This is a genomic window from Priestia sp. YIM B13552 (genome assembly GCF_042787775.1).
Taxonomy (GTDB): Bacteria; Bacillota; Bacilli; order Bacillales; family Bacillaceae_H; genus Priestia; species Priestia megaterium_E.
In genome coordinates, this window is sequence record NZ_JBHZOU010000003.1 from 353,813 (window position 1) to 372,172 (window position 18,360).

Below are 18,360 nucleotides of genomic sequence, written 5' to 3' on the forward strand. Positions count from 1 at the left end.
TCGCTCCTTTTTCTTATAATAAGGGGTCCTTGCCGTCAAATGCAGGAAACGTATCTGGATGAAGAAGCGCCGCGAGTTTTTTTAACCCTAACAGCAGCCTAGGTGAAGGACGACAATACAGCCATTCTTCTAGTACATGTACGCGATGTTCTTTAATGGCACACATATCGGACCAATCGGGTCTTTTATGTAAAATAGTCGGATTTACTTTGTTTGTCTGCACGCCTACCCAAGCCAGACAAATATGTTGTGGATTTCGTTTGAACACTTCTTCCCAATTACTCTGTACATTTGCTTCTTTATGATCAGCAAATATATTTTCTCCTCCCGCTAACTCACTAATTTCAGTCAGCCAGTTTGCTTTGCCAGGAGTAAAGACAGGTTTTGGCCACCATTCCCAGTATACAGTGGCTTTTTCATCAATTTGATTTGCAATCCCTTTATATGTAGAAAGAAACTGATCATAACGCTTTAACAGTTCAGCTGCTTTTGTTGCAATGTTTAATCGCTGACCTAAATCCTGTAGATTTTGACGGATATCTTCTAGCGAATTAGGATTATATACGACATAAGGAAGCTTTCGTTTTTTAAGTTCTTCAATATTTCGCTCCATTCCAGGAACGCTTAGTGATGCTAGGACTAAATCGGGTTTAGCTTCTTCCACCGCATCCATATTAATAGATAAATCGGGACCTAAACGCGGCAGACCTTGAATAGACTGCGGCCAATCGGAATAATCATCAATTGCTACGAGCAAATGCTCACATTTTAAATACGCTATTAGTTCTGTATTGCTTGGACAAAGCGAAACAATTCGCATAGTTCCCCTCCTGCATTCATTTCTTTTTTTCTATTATACAATAGATCCAAATATAAAAAGCAGAGACTTTCACTGAAGTCCCTGCTTTTCGTGCTCTTTATCCGCCCATCGCGTGATAAAAGAAGTAAAAGAAACCTAAACAGCCAAGTGAACTAATACTTGTAGTTAAAATGCCGATTGAAAGCAACACCTGTCCGTCTTTTTTTGGTTTATATCGCAGCATATAATAAAAAGCTAAACAGGTGCCAAGAAGTAAATAAATAGCCCATATGTAAGGTAGATTCTTTAGCTGAAAGATGTATCCTTGATTAAATAATAAACAGTAAATAAAAAAAAGATTTACGATAAAAAATATGGGAAGTACACTTTTCTTCATCTATTAAACCCTCTTCTATTCTTTATTTTCTGCTATAGTTGCTCTGTTTTGATTTCTCAGTTCATCCCGTATTTCACGTAAATATTGATTTCTCTCTTTCATTCGCTTTAACACTATAACGATAACAGCTATAATACCAGCAATGATTCCTATATAAAGAACTCCAAACACTAAGATAGGTACTACACCCCAAAGCTCCATCTCATCCCTCCTATTTTTTTGGTTATTACCTTATTTTACCGTATTTTGTAAAGTTGTCACGTCTTTTATCCATGAAAAAGGGAGTTTGAATATACATTCAAACTCCCTAAAGAGATAATAAAAAATAATATTTATTATAGCGCTTTGCTTTTGACACTCGCTCCCGTTCCGAAGAACTTATCAAAAATTTGATAAAGAGCAGACAGGCCAACTAACCAATAAATCGTTGTTACTAACCAATCCCAAGAGCCAAATAGCTCTTCTACTACATTCACGCCTAATGCTACAGCTAACCAATTTAAACCGCCTAAAATCACAAGAAGAGTCGTTAAACCTGAAAGAAATTTCACGTTGTCACCTCCTTGCGAACTGCATTAGGAAAAGCAGCTCATGTTACATCTTATGCGCTGTATAGATCAGTATATGCATAGGCGCTATGTAAAATAGTTATAAAGAATATGTGATTTATTCTTTTTTATTTTCTTATTGTGCAGCTGCAGCTTTCCCGATTTGTTTAATCGTTTCTACATGCATCGCTTCGTGATAGAAGCTGAATAAAAACGTTTCACCAACTGTTGTAAAGTTGATGCCGGCTTTGTTTGTAAAAGGTGTGATTAACTGCTTATCAAACTGCTGGGGCATGAACTCTTTAATACGATGTGCTTGATCTTTCAACACATTCGCAATTTCTTCAAGAGAAGGAGCAGCCTCCGTCCAATCTGCAGGTTTTGTTCCTGCGCCGAAAAAGCTTTCATAACTCTCTGGCGTTTGCATCGGTTCACCAGCTAAGCCAAACACAAGTTTTTCTTGAATAAAGGCAATGTGTCCAAGATTCCAGCGGATATTGTTATTGAATCCTTTTGGTGTGATGTCCGCTGCCTCTTCTGTTGTTTTTTCAAGGATACTAATCGTAATTCCTCTTACAACGTCCATATGTTTTAAAATCATGTTTTCCATCGTCTAATCTCTCCTTACGTTGTCGTATTAGATAAACTATTCAATGTCTATTGTGCACAAATTATCCCTTAAATGCCACTCATAACATTTAAACCTTAAAATAAAAGAAAATTCAAAAGAAACATCCCCCTATATAAAAACTAGGGGGATGTTTTAAGCAGAAGACTTCAAATTTGAGACAGGTCCTTTATTTGGCTTCGGTTTTAGCTGACCTAGCTTATTTTTTAGATAATCTTTTAATGCGCCGCGTTTTCTCTTGCGTCTTTTATCACGATTTTTAATGGTAATCTCCTCCTTTCCTTTTAGTTTTAAGACCTGTGTATTAAATGGATTCTTCTTTTATACATAAAATCCTTTTGAATTCTTAAATTTACCTTCATGTAATTCTTTCCTTTTTACAAAAAAAAGACCAAAGTATCAAAACCTTGATCAATCAAGCTACATACGTAATCGACCCAATGGTGGAAATAATAGCGCTGTTTCTGTCGTACCAAACAACAGGTTCGTATCTAACTGCAAAATAACTGAGGTGAGCGGTGTGAAGCCTGACAATTTCATCTGACAGGTAAGCTGATTGCTTTGCGTTGTCTTTTCTCTTTAAATTTAACACTTCAATAATTCTTTCCCGCGTTGTAATTCCAATTCCATGACCAAAATATAAAGTTTCATCTAATACAATTGTGTTTTCACCTTTCCACTGAGGAGTCTCAGGATTATAATCAGGGTTTTTAAAATACGCACAGTCTCCAGGCAAGTAGTCAGATCCTTTATAACCATGGAGCTCAAGATCTTCATCGTATTGCCAATCGTGTAAGTAAAGATCAGCAAAAAGCCTGTTAAAGTTTGCTTTTCCAATATTATTTAATACAGCTTTGTAAAAGATGATAATAACAGCCGTCGCACACTCAAACGCATATTCGTGTCCATTGTAAAAAATATCATCGATGGCCTGATGAGGAGAAACGGTAGGCAGTAGCTGAAACCCTCCGTTATCGGTTCGTTTCCAATACTTTTCGTTACACCTAGAACGTGCAAATGTAGCAAACCTGGCGCCGCTTTTACGCAGCAATACAGACGATTCAATAATTTGTAATTTAACAGATACATCAAAATCAAGCTGGTCAAATGTAGCATACTCATACACTTCCCTATAGGCATCCATCTGTTTTAAAATGTCTGCTTTTTCTTTCGTTAACGAACTATTATTTAGATCACTTATTTTCACAATTTGTTGGTTAACTTTAATCATAGACGTTCTCTCCTTTACAGAAAATGATATCAATCACTTTCTCTAACAGGATATTGATAAAAAAAGATTTTGTGTATCTTCATTTATTTAAAATCGTGAAGATTAAAAAAAACGATGAAAGAAAGTAATTTAACCAATAATCTTTTCTTTTGTTCCTTTTTGTCCTTTTGTAACCTTTTTAAATATAAAGCGAGCAACTAACACGTACAGTGGTAACACAATAATGACGGCAATAACATTTAAAATCCAAGGTATTGTCCCCATAAAAACGTTTGAAGATGCTTTATCATACCAGTTCACAATAAGTATTAAAAAGAAAACACTGGATATAAAAGTACTTATGTATCCCTTCTTATAGTTTGTACTTCTCACAGCAACAACAAAGCCAATTACCAATGAAATGCCTGCTGCAATTAAGACAAAAATCAAAAATAAGTTTGCTACCTTTTGAACGTCCATTACTTCCCTCTTTCCTATAAAATTTTCACTCCAGAATCTTCGTTACCTCACCTATAAAAAAAGTGAATTTAAGTACTTTAAACTCCCTAAAACAATTAACGCCTTTTTCTAGATACAATTCCTACAGTTAAAATTACAGTCATACCTACACCATATAGCGCTATGAAAGTATAAAGTGATTTTATGTAGCCAGCTGGATAAAGCGTAGCGCTCATTATTAATAAAAGTCCTAATATGTTTAATAACTTTGTTTTTTTAATTTTTATTTCACTCTCTTCCTTTCAATCTCGATAGCCCTTTTACTTATATAGAATTTAGAAGCTAAAATTTCTTGGCAATCTACTAGGTAAATGTTTATACTTCTTTTCGAAATGTCCCTCTTCATTAAATTTTGCTTAAAATGAACTTGTTCTCCACGAGCCTTTTAGTTAGTTCTGTTCTTTATTTTGATTAACCGCTCCATTTTGTTTTTGATCAAAAGTTACTATTAAATTGTATATAAAAATTAACAAACCACACCCAACCATAATCCAACGCATACTTCCTTGGAATGCAGAATTAAAAATGTTTGCTAAAGCTATTATAAGTCCTGTTGACATGTTAAGATAATTCCAAAACAAGCAAATCGCCCCTCCTTAACCATTGCTTCTTCTTTTCTTAGACCTTAATATAAATTCGTAGATGAACCAATAAATTAGAGGAAACAAAACAATAACGAGAAATCCGTTTTCAGCCGGTATATATTTGTAGATTAATAGCATAATAATTGCAAACACAAGGTAAGTTATCCAAAACCCTTTATCTCTTTTACTCATAATTACCACCTCTCTGTGAACTGAAATAGCATCCTAACGTCTAACGTACTTTCTATATACACAACCAAATCCTTTCTTAAAAAGTACGTTATTAGCGAACGCCATACCAAGATAAGCCTAATTTTTAAGTCTAGGCTTATCTTGGTACTACCTATTTAGCAAGAAATACTTCTTCATTCACATTTTCAAAAAACGACTTCAACCTAGAAAAGTCCTCCTTGTTTCCCCGTGTAGAGAAAATTTCTTGATCATTATGAACAACAACCATCGTAAGAGTTGATTTGAAAATTGTAAGGATTTGCTTTCCAGTTTTTATTTCTCTGATTTTATTGAATGGGATATGTAATATAATAGGCAACTTAGAGAAAACTTCTCCGTAAAAAAGTAGGCTTTTTTCTGTATAAGCTAAAACACCTCGAATAGGTACAGAATTTCCATTTGGTACACCTACAAGTCCCGAAAATCCACTTTCACATTCATAGTAAGTTAAAATAGATTCTCTAATTTCTTCGTCGCTATCTATCTTTTCTTTAAACTCTTTAGTTGCTCTTTCTTTTAAACTCATACTCTCTCCCCCTATAGAAATCACTTCTTTTTAAATTACAGCTAACTAAATTTTATAATAATTACACTTTTTTGTAAATTTTAGGTATCTGCCACCTGATTAATCTTTCTAGTTAAAATAATTCATACAAAAAAGTGCTTGGATATTTAAATACACAAGCACTTTTTGTTAATCTCCCCAAACTTCAAAAACTTTATAGGAAGGATACGTTTTTGGAGTTTGGGGAGGTTTACTAAACGCGTAATCTTCTTCAATTTTTATATTAACAAATTATCACATTTTTATTTTACTTTTTTTTCTAAATATGTTTTAATTATACACTAGTAACTTCTTAATTTGATGCGTAAGAACTCTACCAGTTACACTTGGTTATTTCTGTAACTACGCTCTTATAATTAAGAGAAAGGAAAATGCTAATGGCCTTCGTTAAAAAAATAAACATCTCGTCCGAAGCTAAATCAATGGGTATAGACTTCTATGTACCTTTTTTAATTATTTTAATTGTAATACTTTATACATGCTTTTCCCCTGATCTAGAAAGTCTTCAATATATATCAAGAATAATAGAATTTGTTGTATGTCCTATAGCCGGTTGGTGGTCCGTATACTTATTTTTAAATCACTCTGCTGATAAAGATAAAACAGCTGAGTTAACACCTAACTCCTCGAAACCTATTTTATCTTACGGCCTTATTAGAGTGACATCTTTCTTTCTTATTTTTCTAGCGGCATTTTTTGTATTACTGATTTCTATTACATTAAGGTACCCTTATCCTTACATATCATTATTTAATTTAACTATTATTTATGTTCCTCAAACTGTGTTGTACTGTTACTTAGGATTTTTCCTTATGGTATTATCACGAAACATTGCTATTCCGCTATTTATTTTATTAACATATATAGCGGTCAAATATTGGACGACTAGGGACATTCCGATATATAACGTAATGTCATTCTCTATAGATATGCAGTTGTATCCAAGGATTATCCTGTTAGCTGTAAAGAATATTGCATTAGCTATTGCTTTAGCGGTTGCAGGACATTTCATTTTGGTCAGACGAAAGAAGATATAAATATTAGTTTATACTAAAAAAGCTGAGCTCCTATTTACACTAGGTCTCAGCTTTTTTATTTCTTGAATGGGCTGAATTACAACATCGAAAGACTTAAAAAACATTAAAATGCAATTAACATTTTTTTATGCTTTTTCATAGTTGTCCTCCATTTCATACGTTTTTAATACTCAGGCTTAGCAACACCTAAATTCGATTCAAAATCAGTAAGGTACGTGCGGGCTCCGTTATATTTCTCTTCTTCTTCATAGTCATAATTATTACTTGTGTACGGATTGTTAACAATGTTTTTATATGATCTGAGGGTTTTTAATTGAGCATCCAAAGAATAATCAAAACCTTTCGTTGCTGTTTCCAACTGTTCAAGCTGTTCTTTACTAAAATCATCTCGATGCTTTTGTAATTCATCTTGCACTATACTCAGTTTGTATACCGGTCCATTCTTTATGTCATTAACCGTAGGTTTTATATCCCTGTTAGTTTCTTTTTGCGAAGAGTGAAGGTGATCATAGAAGAAGTCTATACTTTTATCGTTTCGATCGGTGGCATCTACAACAGAACGCATATTGTCCATCATTGTCACTTTATATATTGTTTTAGGGGAAGTGTATTTCGTATAAGCTTTTAAAGCCTCTTCTCCATTTAGTTTGTTCACATCTTTTTCAAGGTTATTGATACTTACCTCTAACTCGTCATTATTCATTTTATTAACCTTTGCAGTACTGTTAACGGACACAGATAACAAATTAAAATCATTTTTATAACTTTGAAACGTTTTTTCTACATCCTCATCTTTATTAATAAGACGATCACATTCATTTTGGAGAAACGTTAACTCTATTTTCATTTCTTTTTGGGCTTCTTCTTGTTTTGTACTTTTGCTAATTGATTCTTTTGAGGTACATCCCATTAAACTAAAAGCAACAATTAGAACAGCTACTCCTGCTGCTATCTTTCTTGAATTCTTCATTGTGAAACTCCATTTCTTTGTTGTTTAACTTTTACATACTGAACAACTATATCACATAAATGGATTATTTTAACTATTTATATTAAGATTAAAATTAAAGAAATTAATAAAATGGAGGTTTGTATGAAAAAGGTATATTCTGCATTACTCGCATCTCTACTGTCAGCCAGTATACTAACGGCTTGTTCAGCAACGAACGTACACAGTAAAAAAGACGTGGAATTCTATTCTAGTGAAGATGAAGCCTTTGAAAATGCAAAAAAAGAGTCTACAGGAATACAAGATATTATCGGTGAAAGCAAATATGTAGATAACGAAAAGATTGTTATCTATACAATTAAAGAAAAATCGAATGTAGGTGTAGGAACAGCTACATTAACTCAAAAGGATCAAAAAATCCGTTGGTATTTTAATGGGAATCCAGCTATTATCAAACAATCAAAGGGAAATACAGATATCACTAGTGAAATAACGACTCCAAAAGGTGTAAAGTACGATTTTTATGCCGGTACCCCAACAAAATCAAATATGACAATTGAAACCCGTACCGATACTGAAGTAGTCCCTCATATTGATAAAGAATATGATATTTATTATTACCTCTCCCCTGTTCCGAGAAATTAAGCAGCAATTTTTTTTACTAGTTAAGGGGGACATTATATATGAAAGGGTTTATAAAATTATCTCTGTTTACGTTTATTATCGTTGGATTATCAGGGTGTATAGGCGAAGAATATGACTTCTCTCCCCCTACGGTTACATTATCGGCCAATGATGTTTTGGATGTTGAACTGAAAGAAACTAATGTAGATTGGCGAGGCGAAGAAGGAAAACAGTACAGAAAGGAAACAAATACAAGGAATGGTATAAATAGAGCTAAAAAGCAGCAACAGCTAGCTGTAGCCCCTGAAACACCAGGAAATTTAAGGTTTGACAGCGAAGATTTTCTTGTTAATGACATTAGTTCTTATACAATAAGCACTAGTAATTCGAAGCAAGATATTAGTATAAACGAACAAGATAGAACTTTTACGTTCCCAAAGAAAAAAGGGAATTATGTTTATGTGCTAGAACTTCAAACTGATAGAGGCTACGCACAATATGTAGGGAACGTTGTTGTTAAATAAATAACATAGAAACTAATAAAACCCAATCTCTACAAAGAGATTGGGTCTTATTAATATTATAATATATCTAAATAAAACCCAATCTCTACAAAGAGATTGGGTCTTATTAATATTATAATATATCTACATGAGAAGTCACCTATTATCATTAGTAAGCTCTATAGAAAGATCTTGTCCAGATATTTTTCGACTTACGTATGAGAATAAAAAAGTGCTAACTACAAGCATTGATACTACTACAGAAAGAATCGTTTTATAAGCTATAACAAAATTCCCTGGATCCATTAATAGCAGAATTAATGTCACTAAAAGTCCCATTACAATTCCACATATTACTCCAATCGTAATATATAAATTCACCTGTGAAAGAATGACTTTACGAATGGATTTTGGCGTCATGCCCATCGCGCGTAAAATAGCAAATTCTTTTCGTTTTGAATAAATATTATTTGCCAATGAATTAAATACTCCTACCATGGTAGAAACAACCAACGTGGCAATAACAACTATAAAAATTCCCCAGCGCTGATAAAACATTTCGTTTGCTTCTTTAACAGATTGATCATAGCTGCTTACCTTTAATTCGGGATACTGGCTTTTTAAACCTTCAATTTCTTTTACAGCGGCCTTTACATCCGTAGCATCTATGTATAGGCGGTAAAAATCTACATCTTTAAACTTGTTGCTTTTCCAATCTAAAAATGCTTCATTATTGTCAAGAAGGTGATTAGGTATAGCTGTTACCACATAATCTCCCTTAGGTATTATATTTCTCTCTACCATTGATTCATCTTGATTTTCAACATACATACCTAAATGGAGTACCTGACCTACTTTTAAATCATGACTTTCAGCAAATTTTTCAGACACTATTATACTATTCTCTTTATTACTTCCTTTTACATACGAGAAGTGCTCTAGAAGTCCTTGCTTCTGCAATCTTTTCAAGTCAACCACGTTGTAACGAATATCCGCAACCTTTTTTGAATTTAAAATCTCTCCTAAGCCCTGATTACTCATGTTGCTAACGCTTTTTACGTTAGGTAATTGTTCAGCCTTTCTAGTTAGTTCTTCTACATCTATTTTTGAATCATCAAGGCGAGTTTCCACAATAATAGGCATTACATATTCTTTTTTTAAGTAGGTTAGTCCATTAATTTGTATGGTTCTAAATGTAATTGACCCAAATACAGTAATGATCATTAATCCGCATATTATTAAGATAATCATTGTGTTTTTTTTAACTTGGGGAATTAGGTTTTTTACCGCAATATAAAATTCTTTGCCAAATATTTTTTGTCCATATGGCAAAAACCATTTTAATCCTTTAGTCACTATGATAGGAAAGATTAGTATAAAGGCAAGCAAAACTAAAATAACTGTAATTAGCAACATCCCAGGTCCGTATGTGCCTCTTGTAGGAAATACTTGGCTTCCTATAACTAAAAATAAGGACAGTGCTAATAGTACCTTAAAAACTACTACTCTTGTCTTGGAAAAACCATAGTTAATTTTCTCGTTCGTCTGCATTGTTTTTAGGGGCAATACTTTTGTACTTCGATAAGCTGGAACGAGTAAAAAGAATTGAATAATAACAAACATTACAACTGTAAGGGTAACAGCAGTACCTACGTTAAAGTCAGATGGAAAGGAAGATATTTCTGACACTTTTCCTAACCAGCTATATAAGTACCTTTGACTACAAAAGGTTAGCAAAAATCCTACACCTGTACCTACGGTGTTTATAACGGTGCTTTGAAGTATGATAATCTTGCTAATCTGTTTAGCACTGGCTCCTATTGAACGCATAATGGCGAACTGATTCCTCATCTTGTAAAGCAAAATCTCAAAGTTTGAAATGAGAATAAGAGACGTGATAATTAACACCAATGCCGATAAAACAATAATAAATGTATGTAAGGATTGTAAATTATTTTGCACGCCTGCATCTTGTTCAGCTATATCAATACGTAAGTTCTTGTTATAAGATTTTATACGATCGGCCAACTTTAAGGCGCTCTCATTCTTGTGTGCCTTTATTAATAAATAAGTTGCTTCTGCGCTGCTTTTTTCTTTTGCTTGAATATAGTCTTTTACGTTTTTTTGATTAAGTATTAGCATATCTGGAGCTACCCCAGTAGCGGATAAATCTTTTACCGTTTCTGCTAATGTATATGTTTTGTTTTCTATAAGAACTTTATCTCCTACTTTTGCGTGTAAATCTTTAGCTAGTCCTTTGTTCATTGCGACAGAATTCTTATTCAACGGTTTGGAAAAGTGATACCGACTTTTAGCTAAATAATCATTTTCGACACCTACTGTATAGATAGAGGTATTTAGTTTATTTAGATTCAAATGAGCAATAGATACTTTTGATACCTTATCTACCATTTTATCCTGGTGAATTTCTTCCACTAAAGTCGATGTCAAAATTTTGCCTTGATCCATCTCAAACCCTACAGACAAATCCATCTCACCGTAAGTCTGTTTTAATTGACTTTTTAATGTGTCCTGCGCATTAAAAGAGAATAAAACCATACTAAGTACAAGCATCGTAGAAATAGCTATACTTACAATAGATGAAAACACTATAAATTTATTGGACTTAAATAAACGAAAAGCTAAACCTTGTAGTGTTTTCATATCTTAGGACTCTCGACTTTTGTAATAATCTTAAACTTCTCTAGTATATGATCCAAATCACTATTTCCGCTACAGATATATGTATCGACAATAGAGCCATCATGAAAGAATAGAACGCGATCTGCATAAGTAGCTACATTAGGGTCGTGAGTAACAAGAAGTATGCTTTGGCTAAGTTCATTTTTTGTAGTTACTAGTGTGTGTAGTATGACTTCGGAAGTATTAAAATCAAGGTTACCTGTAGGCTCGTCTGCCAGAATAATAGGTGGTTCAGTTATAATTGCTCTTCCTATAGCTACGCGCTGCTGTTGTCCACCTGACAGTTGTACAGGACGGTGTTTTTTCCAAGCTGTTAAGCCCAAGAGCTCGACAACGTTATTTACTTTTAAATCAATTACATCCGATGTAAGTCCCTTTAAAACGAGCGGCAGAGCTATGTTTTCTTCTACAGATAAATCCTTTAATAAGTGGAATGATTGAAAGATAAATCCAATATTATCTCTTCTGTACGCTGAAGCTTGAGGTTCTTGGAACATATCTTTTGAAAGCATTCCTTTTAATTTAATCGTTCCACTAGTTGGTTCATCCAGTGCTCCTAAAATGTTCAGCAGTGTGCTTTTTCCTGAACCACTTGTTCCCATAACAGCAACCATTTCACCTACCCTTAACTGAAAGGATATATCATTTAGTGCAGTAACTTCATAGCCCTCTCCTTTATAAACTTTAGTTAAATTTTTCACCTCTAAAATATGTTTATTTTTCACGTCTTCACCTCGAAGTAAGTTTCTTTTTTGTAGTAGCAAAGGTAGTTCACGCTTTTATTACATCTACCTCGTAAATCCCCACTATATCTAGTACGTTTCAAAACAGGAATAGTTTTACATTTTGTTAAAAAAGGAAAAATTTTTAGTTGTTTATAAGAAACACAAAAAAGTAGAAGTTTATTAGATAAGCTGCTACATTCAAATTCAAACAAAAACAGTGTTGTATTTGACTCTGTTTTCTTGCTTAAATTCACTTGAACTCACATAAAACATTTCTACTTTTACCCTTATGTCTTGTAGTCCCACACGTAAACAATTATACTTATTTTAGTAAATATTCATAAAAAAGGAAGGAGAGAAACGTCATGCCGCCAAATCCATCACACCATCCTATTATTCTATTTGATGGTGTTTGCAACCTTTGCAACGGATGGGTACAGTTTGTTATCAAACGAGATCCACGTGCTCTATTTCGTTTTGCGTCGCTTCAATCTGATACTGCGGGAACCTTGCTGCGTAAGCATAACCATGAGCATCCACCACTTCACTCGGTTATTCTTCTTATGAACGGGAATCTTTACACAGAGTCTACAGCTATCCTACATATTGTCCGCCAGCTTCGAGGACCCATTCAACTAATGGCGTGTTTCCAAGTGGTTCCCTCGTTCATTCGAAACCTGCTCTATCGTTTCATTGCACGTAATCGGTATAAGTGGTTTGGAAAACAAACGTCATGTATGTTGCCGACCCCTGAAGCCAAAATGCGATTTTTGGACTAAGCATACAAATGGAGGAAAACAATGCGTTTATCAACAAAAGAGAAATTTCGTTTAAGTATTCTTGCGACCCTAAGGTGGACCATGGCTATTACGTTTCTTATTTATGGAATGGCCAAAATCTACCCAGGACAATTTATAACAGGCGATTTCGTGTTTGATTCAACAAAAGATTCTGCGATGAAACTGGCGTGGTATTTCTTTGGGTATTCTGATTTCTACAACTATTTTATTGCCACTGGCGAATTATTAGCTGCGTTGTTATTGGTGATTCCGCGTACCGCGACACTAGGGAACATTATTTTTCTCCCCATTATTGCCAACATCACCGTCCTTAACTATTGTTTCAACATTCCTGCCAAAGTGGTGTGTGTTCCGCTTCTTGCGATGAGTTTGCTATTAGTATTGATGGAATACTCAAAGTTAAAAGGCATCTTCTTTGTCAACACTGCTACCCCAACGCAGAAAGTAGACGTTCAATCATCCGAAAGGAAGGTGACCGTTAAATGATCGTCTTTCTTTTGCCGCCCATTATCTTCGGTTTGGCGTGTACTTATTATTTTGGTCTTCGCAAAGAAGACTGAACACAGACAATTCCTATTTTGCTTTGACTAGTAGTTACGGAAACCAGAGAAGTTCGCGATAAGATACTAAAAAGAACTGCTGCAGGTAAACCCATAAAAGTGCAAATTGATGCCGCTGCATGGTGGCATTAAATTTCTTTATGCCACTTTTCAAAAACAATAAAAAAGGCAGCAGCTCATAAGTTGAGCTGCTGCCTTTTATTTATAGAAACATGGGAATAACCTTTTAACGATACCAAATCGTTTTATCTTGATATGGAATACGTTTTGATGAAGCTTCTTTATTAGGGTGGCCGACGTAAATTAAGCCTAAGAGCTTATCTCCGTCTTCTAGAGATAAAAAGTCATTCAGTTCTGACTGATAGACAATTTCACCGGTTCTCCAAATTGTAGCCAGACCTTGTTCTTCCGCTACTAATAGCATATTTTGTATGCTTGCCGCTACGGCAGAGATTTCTTCAATTTCAGGCACTTTTCCAGAAGGGCTTACTGCTACAGCAATAATGACAGGAGCGCGAAGCGGTCCTTTTTTTGCTTTTGTTGTTTTTTTCAACGCTTCTTCTTCACTTAAGTGAGCAGTTTTTTGCTTCATAATACGTTCCATTTCGTCTCCTAAATGAACGCGTGAATCCCCTGTAAACACGCGGAACTTCCAAGGCTCTGTCTTTTTATGATTAGGAGCCCAAGTGCCGGCTTCTAACATAAGGTTAATAGCATCTTCTGATACGTCTTTGTCTTGCATGGCCCCAATCGTTCTTCTAGCTTTAATAATATCTAATACGCTCATGCTTTCTGTCTCCTTTTCTACATTTAATTTATTAGTATAGGTATGTATATATCTTATATATAGAATAATTGAAAATCATTCTCACTGTCAATTGTTTTGCCCTTATTCGGGTCGCGATAAATATGCCAATTTTTTAAGCGTGTTTGTTTTTTTAGCAGGTTTTCTTTTAATTATTTGGCAGTTACAGCAGATAAAAAAAACGATTTGGAATATAGAGCCCAAATCGTTTTTTTATCTTATACCCAGCCGCGGAAACGGGAAGCTTCAGCTGATTTTTTGATTCCTGCCATGTAAGCAGCAAGTCTCATGTCTACGTTATTTTCTTGAGAGATTTGATAGACCGTTTCAAATGAATCCACCATTACCTTGCGTAACTTGTAAGCCACTTCTTCTTCAGACCAGTAGTAGCCTTGATTATTTTGCACCCATTCGAAGTATGAAACCGTTACGCCTCCAGCACTCGCTAAAATATCTGGCACTAAAAGTACGCCTTTTTCATCTAAAATGCGCGTAGCTTCAAGCGTAGTCGGTCCGTTCGCTGCTTCTACTACAATAGAAGCTTTAATGCGATGAGCGTTGCGAACCGTAATTTGATTCGAAATGGCTGCGGGCACTAAAATATCACATTCTTTTTCTAATAGCTCTTCGTTTGTCATCACATTGGTAAATAAATTCGTTACCGTACCAAAACTATCGCGTCGATCAAGCAGGTAATCAATATCAAGACCAAGCGGATCATAAAGAGCTCCGTATGCATCTGAAATGCCAATTACTTTTGCTCCTGCATCATGCATGAACTTAGCAAGAAAACTGCCGGCATTTCCGAAGCCTTGAATAATAATCCGTGCTTCTTGCAAGTTAAGGTTTTTCTTTTTAACAGCTTCTTCTATACAAATGGTTACTCCTTTAGCCGTTGCAGTTTCGCGTCCTTGAGATCCTCCGAGTACGATAGGTTTTCCGGTAATAAAACCAGGAGAATCGAACTCACGCAGTCGGCTGTATTCATCCATCATCCACGCCATGATTTGAGAATTTGTATAGACATCCGGTGCAGGAATATCTTTAGTAGGCCCAACTATTTGACTGATGGCTCTTACATAGCCGCGGCTGAGTCGTTCTAGTTCACCAAAAGACATGTTTCTTGGATCACATACAATTCCGCCTTTACCGCCGCCGTACGGAAGGTCGACAATCCCGCATTTTAAACTCATCCAAATGGATAATGCCTTCACTTCCTCTTCATTTACTTCAGGATGAAAGCGTACGCCTCCTTTAGTAGGCCCAACAGCATCATTATGCTGAGAGCGGTAGCCAGTGAAGACTTTTACCGATCCGTTATCCATTTTAACCGGAATGCGAACCGTCATCATGCGCAGCGGTTCTTTCAATAAATGGTACACTTCTTCACCATAGCCCAGCTTTTGAAGCGCTTCTTGAATAACTGTTTGAGTAGATAAAAATAAATTAAGTGATTCCTGTTCTTGCTGCTGTTCTTTTTTTAATTCACTAGCTGTTTTTGTAATAGACATTCTGTTCACCCCATATTAATCATTGAATTTCCTCAACGATTTAACATGCAATTCCTGTGCCAATTTCCGCTCCTTTACAACGCTTTTATATTATAAATAATCTGCATTAGCAAGCCTTATATTCCCTGCATAGGCTGATATTAGTATATACTTAAAGAAATAAGACAAACTATTTATACTACAAAGGAGGAAAGTGCTATGTTACATGAAAGAAAAGAACAAGAACCAAACAATCACTGTATAGAATGCTGTTCCATCTGCGGAGAAAGGCTAACATCTTTTCAAGAAAAAGAAATCTTCACATGCGACAGCTGCTTTGAACAGAAAATCAACGATGTGCTTTCTGAGCTGTAATCAGGTACTTTATTTTTTAGAAACAGGTGTCACAATATTAAAGTTTGGATCGATAGAATCCTGACAAGACAAAAAGAAATCCCATTTCGATTTATCTCCTTGAACAAATAGGACCGAGCTATAAGAGTGATCATTTGTAGTTGTGAGTCGATATAAGGTATCTTGCCACATCGTTACCGTCACCTCAGCTTTCCTTCGCGTATCTCCAAGATACCTAAAGATTCCATGCTTAAGTTCTGTAAGAGCTACTTCATTACGATCGGGTATCACAAACAATATACGATAGTTACATGCACCTGCTTTTAATCCATCTACGCGAATGCTAAATAGTTCTAAAATATTTTTTAAAGGAAGTGTATCCCATACTTCTTTTGTGATAATGTTGGCAGGAAGCGGTATATTACCTAAACGAAGTTCTTTGGCTCCTGTTAAATATTCATTTCGCCAAGGGCCAGATTCAGCTGTATACCCTAACTGTTCAAGCGCGTCTGCACATAAAAGTTTTGCCTTCACATGGTGAGGATCAGCATAAATAACTTGTTTGGTCACTTCAGCTACCCATTGGTAGTCGCCTTGTTGAAAACAGCACTGCGCTTTTTTGACAATGTTGTCCGCTCCGCCCATATACTCTACATACTTCTTAGCTGACTCTTCAGGAAACAGTTTATTTAAATCTACAGGATTGCTGTTATACCAGCCCATATAGCGCTGATAAACCGCTTTTGCGTTGTGGTTAACCGTTCCATAAAAACCGTTGGTATACCACTCGTGAGATAGGATTTCTGGCAGCTTCATCATTCGGCCGACGTGATCAATGGTATATCCTTGATTCATGAGCCTTAATGTCTGATCATGAATATATTGATAAACATCTCGTTGGTTTTCGATATAGGTAATACACGACTCGTTTCCGAACCTTGGCCAATTATGTACCCCAAATACAGTTGTTAGCTCTTGGCCAAATAAATCGATTGCTTGCTGCAAGTATCTTGACCATGCTGCTGCGTCTCTTACTTTTGCTCCTCTGAGCGTATAGAGGTTGTGCTGAGTGGCCGTACAGTTTTCTGCAATACACAGAGAATTTTCACTAGGAATATAGATGTTCATTTCAGCAGGCGCTTCCGTTCCTGGCGTAAGCTGAAACCGAAATGAGACGCCGTCAATTTTCTTACTTACATAAGAATGAGGTTCGGAAGGACGAATTTCTTCTATTCCTTTAATAAGCGTGATTGTTCCAAATGAAATTTCTTTTCCGATACCGTTGTCAATTAGGCCTTTTTCATCGCGTCGCAGTTGAATACCGTACATATATTGACTTCTTCGTGTCATTGCTGTGGCTGCCGTGACGTTTTCATCGATAACCGCATCCATAAACCCAGCAGGAGCATAAACTTTACTAGTTTTATTTTGTGTTGAGTCAGGTAATACTCCTAAAACTCCACCGTAATGGTCTATATGTGAATGTGAGAAGATAACGGCTCTAACAGGACGCTTCCCGCAGTGCTGGTTTACTAGTTTAAGTGCTTCTTCTGCTGTTTCTTTTGACGTCAAGCAATCAATAACAATCCATCCCGTTTTTCCTTTAACAAATGTAATATTAGCCATATCAAAGCCTCTGACTTGAAAGATATTTTCAGTTACTTGATATAAGCCGGCTTGTACATTTAATTTTCCTTGTTCCCACAGTTTAGGGTGGACAGTAGCAGGTGTAGATTGTTCAAATAAAAAAGCGTACTTTCTTAAATCCCATACAGGATACAGCTGATTTTTTTTGAAAATCAGAGGGAAAGGTACGCGTACAAGAGCCTGGTAATCCGCAAGATTTTGTTCTAATTTCACTTGTTCCCAGTCTATGTTTTTATAAGTATCAGCATTAGTCGCTGCAGTCTTTTGAGTAGCATCTTTTCGGTGAATCGTTAACTCCTGTTCATAATCACACAGCATAACCCCCTCCTTTTTATTACTTTATGCGTAAAAATGAGACGAAGTACAAAAAAGGAGGGAAAATAGAGTTAACAAAAAAGAAGATGCGCTTAGCACGCATCTTCTTTTTTATACTGAATGTTATGTTTGAATAGTCGAGTATTCTGTCTGAATTAGACAGCCTAGCACTTAGTATAACGATTGTTTACCAATGTGCCTTTTGTAATCAAAACAAATCTTCCTTCTAAGGTGCTCAATACGTTTCTTGAAGTCGCTGTAAAACAATGCATGTGTACAGTCTCTCCTTTCTTGTATTGGCCTTACATAGAGTGTGTACCCTCGAAAAAATAATTGAAACCTAATTGGGAGATTTTTTCAAAAAATA

Annotated in this window: 21 protein-coding genes; 6 read left to right on the forward strand and 15 right to left on the reverse strand. The window is 35.4% G+C overall.

Annotated elements, in window-relative coordinates:
- Positions 1 to 13: 13 nt before the first annotated feature.
- The 9 genes from ACFX40_RS13950 to ACFX40_RS13990 all read right to left on the reverse strand — a co-directional run bounded on the left by ACFX40_RS13950 (position 14) and on the right by ACFX40_RS13990 (position 5,442).
- The gene (locus tag ACFX40_RS13950) at positions 14 to 820 is read right to left on the reverse strand and encodes a cobalamin-binding protein (protein WP_098525023.1); all 807 of its coding nucleotides are present in this window, start codon (positions 818 to 820) and stop codon (positions 14 to 16) included.
- Positions 821 to 917: 97 nt separating this feature from the next.
- On the reverse strand, positions 918 to 1,196 hold the full coding sequence (locus tag ACFX40_RS13955; protein ID WP_060745577.1) for a hypothetical protein: 279 nt from the start codon (positions 1,194 to 1,196) through the stop codon (positions 918 to 920).
- Between the two features lie 15 nt (positions 1,197 to 1,211).
- Positions 1,212 to 1,397, reverse strand: coding sequence for a hypothetical protein (locus tag ACFX40_RS13960; RefSeq protein WP_013083262.1), 186 nt, complete (start codon positions 1,395 to 1,397; stop codon positions 1,212 to 1,214).
- A gap of 134 nt (positions 1,398 to 1,531) precedes the next feature.
- Positions 1,532 to 1,747, reverse strand: a complete 216-nt coding sequence (locus ACFX40_RS13965) for a DUF378 domain-containing protein (RefSeq protein ID WP_013057146.1) — start codon at positions 1,745 to 1,747, stop codon at positions 1,532 to 1,534.
- A gap of 133 nt (positions 1,748 to 1,880) precedes the next feature.
- Positions 1,881 to 2,354, reverse strand: coding sequence for a DinB family protein (locus tag ACFX40_RS13970; protein ID WP_098249668.1), 474 nt, complete (start codon positions 2,352 to 2,354; stop codon positions 1,881 to 1,883).
- 433 nt (positions 2,355 to 2,787) lie between these two features.
- On the reverse strand, positions 2,788 to 3,603 hold the full coding sequence (locus tag ACFX40_RS13975) for a protein-glutamine gamma-glutamyltransferase (RefSeq protein WP_098249669.1): 816 nt from the start codon (positions 3,601 to 3,603) through the stop codon (positions 2,788 to 2,790).
- A 129-nt stretch (positions 3,604 to 3,732) separates the two neighbouring features.
- A complete protein-coding gene (locus tag ACFX40_RS13980) occupies positions 3,733 to 4,062 on the reverse strand; it encodes a hypothetical protein (protein WP_098331740.1) in 330 nt (109 codons plus the stop codon).
- A 428-nt stretch (positions 4,063 to 4,490) separates the two neighbouring features.
- Positions 4,491 to 4,682, reverse strand: coding sequence for a hypothetical protein (locus ACFX40_RS13985; RefSeq protein ID WP_098333143.1), 192 nt, complete (start codon positions 4,680 to 4,682; stop codon positions 4,491 to 4,493).
- Positions 4,683 to 5,028: 346 nt separating this feature from the next.
- Complete coding sequence (locus ACFX40_RS13990; RefSeq protein WP_098792225.1) at positions 5,029 to 5,442, reverse strand: GRAM domain-containing protein; 414 nt, start codon at positions 5,440 to 5,442, stop codon at positions 5,029 to 5,031.
- A gap of 851 nt (positions 5,443 to 6,293) precedes the next feature.
- On the opposite strand from ACFX40_RS13990, the gene ACFX40_RS13995 reads away from it, so the two are divergent.
- Positions 6,294 to 6,518 carry a hypothetical protein gene (locus ACFX40_RS13995; RefSeq protein ID WP_255257657.1) on the forward strand — a complete coding sequence of 75 codons (225 nt, stop codon included), beginning with the start codon at positions 6,294 to 6,296 and terminating at the stop codon, positions 6,516 to 6,518.
- A 163-nt stretch (positions 6,519 to 6,681) separates the two neighbouring features.
- Here ACFX40_RS13995 and ACFX40_RS14000 read toward each other — a convergent pair whose 3' ends face one another.
- Positions 6,682 to 7,488, reverse strand: a complete 807-nt coding sequence (locus ACFX40_RS14000; protein WP_377255293.1) for a hypothetical protein — start codon at positions 7,486 to 7,488, stop codon at positions 6,682 to 6,684.
- A gap of 123 nt (positions 7,489 to 7,611) precedes the next feature.
- On the opposite strand from ACFX40_RS14000, the gene ACFX40_RS14005 reads away from it, so the two are divergent.
- Both ACFX40_RS14005 and ACFX40_RS14010 read left to right on the forward strand, forming a co-directional pair.
- A complete protein-coding gene (locus tag ACFX40_RS14005; protein ID WP_060745586.1) occupies positions 7,612 to 8,112 on the forward strand; it encodes a hypothetical protein in 501 nt (166 codons plus the stop codon).
- A gap of 38 nt (positions 8,113 to 8,150) precedes the next feature.
- Positions 8,151 to 8,615 carry a hypothetical protein gene (locus ACFX40_RS14010; RefSeq protein WP_098525030.1) on the forward strand — a complete coding sequence of 155 codons (465 nt, stop codon included), beginning with the start codon at positions 8,151 to 8,153 and terminating at the stop codon, positions 8,613 to 8,615.
- A 135-nt stretch (positions 8,616 to 8,750) separates the two neighbouring features.
- Here ACFX40_RS14010 and ACFX40_RS14015 read toward each other — a convergent pair whose 3' ends face one another.
- Positions 8,751 to 11,258 (reverse strand): ABC transporter permease, encoded by a 2,508-nt coding sequence (locus tag ACFX40_RS14015; RefSeq protein WP_377255296.1) that lies wholly within the window; start codon positions 11,256 to 11,258, stop codon positions 8,751 to 8,753.
- Entirely contained in the window at positions 11,255 to 12,022 is a 768-nt protein-coding gene (locus ACFX40_RS14020) for an ABC transporter ATP-binding protein (protein WP_377255299.1), read from the reverse strand. The genes ACFX40_RS14015 and ACFX40_RS14020 overlap by 4 nt, the downstream gene beginning before the upstream one ends.
- Positions 12,023 to 12,387: 365 nt before the next feature.
- Between ACFX40_RS14020 and ACFX40_RS14025 the strand changes: the two genes are divergently transcribed.
- Together ACFX40_RS14025 and ACFX40_RS14030 are read left to right on the forward strand one after the other, a co-directional pair.
- Positions 12,388 to 12,801, forward strand: coding sequence for a thiol-disulfide oxidoreductase DCC family protein (locus ACFX40_RS14025; RefSeq protein ID WP_060745590.1), 414 nt, complete (start codon positions 12,388 to 12,390; stop codon positions 12,799 to 12,801).
- Positions 12,802 to 12,822: 21 nt separating this feature from the next.
- Positions 12,823 to 13,308: a hypothetical protein gene (locus tag ACFX40_RS14030; protein ID WP_063247971.1), complete on the forward strand. Its 486-nt coding sequence runs from the start codon at positions 12,823 to 12,825 to the stop codon at positions 13,306 to 13,308.
- Between the two features lie 300 nt (positions 13,309 to 13,608).
- Here ACFX40_RS14030 and ACFX40_RS14035 read toward each other — a convergent pair whose 3' ends face one another.
- Positions 13,609 to 14,169, reverse strand: coding sequence for a nitroreductase family protein (locus tag ACFX40_RS14035; RefSeq protein ID WP_377255302.1), 561 nt, complete (start codon positions 14,167 to 14,169; stop codon positions 13,609 to 13,611).
- Positions 14,170 to 14,405: 236 nt separating this feature from the next.
- The gene (locus tag ACFX40_RS14040; protein ID WP_102812744.1) at positions 14,406 to 15,698 is read right to left on the reverse strand and encodes a Glu/Leu/Phe/Val family dehydrogenase; all 1,293 of its coding nucleotides are present in this window, start codon (positions 15,696 to 15,698) and stop codon (positions 14,406 to 14,408) included.
- Positions 15,699 to 15,896: 198 nt separating this feature from the next.
- Between ACFX40_RS14040 and ACFX40_RS14045 the strand changes: the two genes are divergently transcribed.
- Positions 15,897 to 16,052 carry a hypothetical protein gene (locus tag ACFX40_RS14045; RefSeq protein ID WP_169305162.1) on the forward strand — a complete coding sequence of 52 codons (156 nt, stop codon included), beginning with the start codon at positions 15,897 to 15,899 and terminating at the stop codon, positions 16,050 to 16,052.
- A 9-nt stretch (positions 16,053 to 16,061) separates the two neighbouring features.
- Here ACFX40_RS14045 and ACFX40_RS14050 read toward each other — a convergent pair whose 3' ends face one another.
- Complete coding sequence (locus ACFX40_RS14050) at positions 16,062 to 17,996, reverse strand: alkyl/aryl-sulfatase (protein ID WP_377255305.1); 1,935 nt, start codon at positions 17,994 to 17,996, stop codon at positions 16,062 to 16,064.
- Positions 17,997 to 18,360 lie beyond the last annotated feature (364 nt).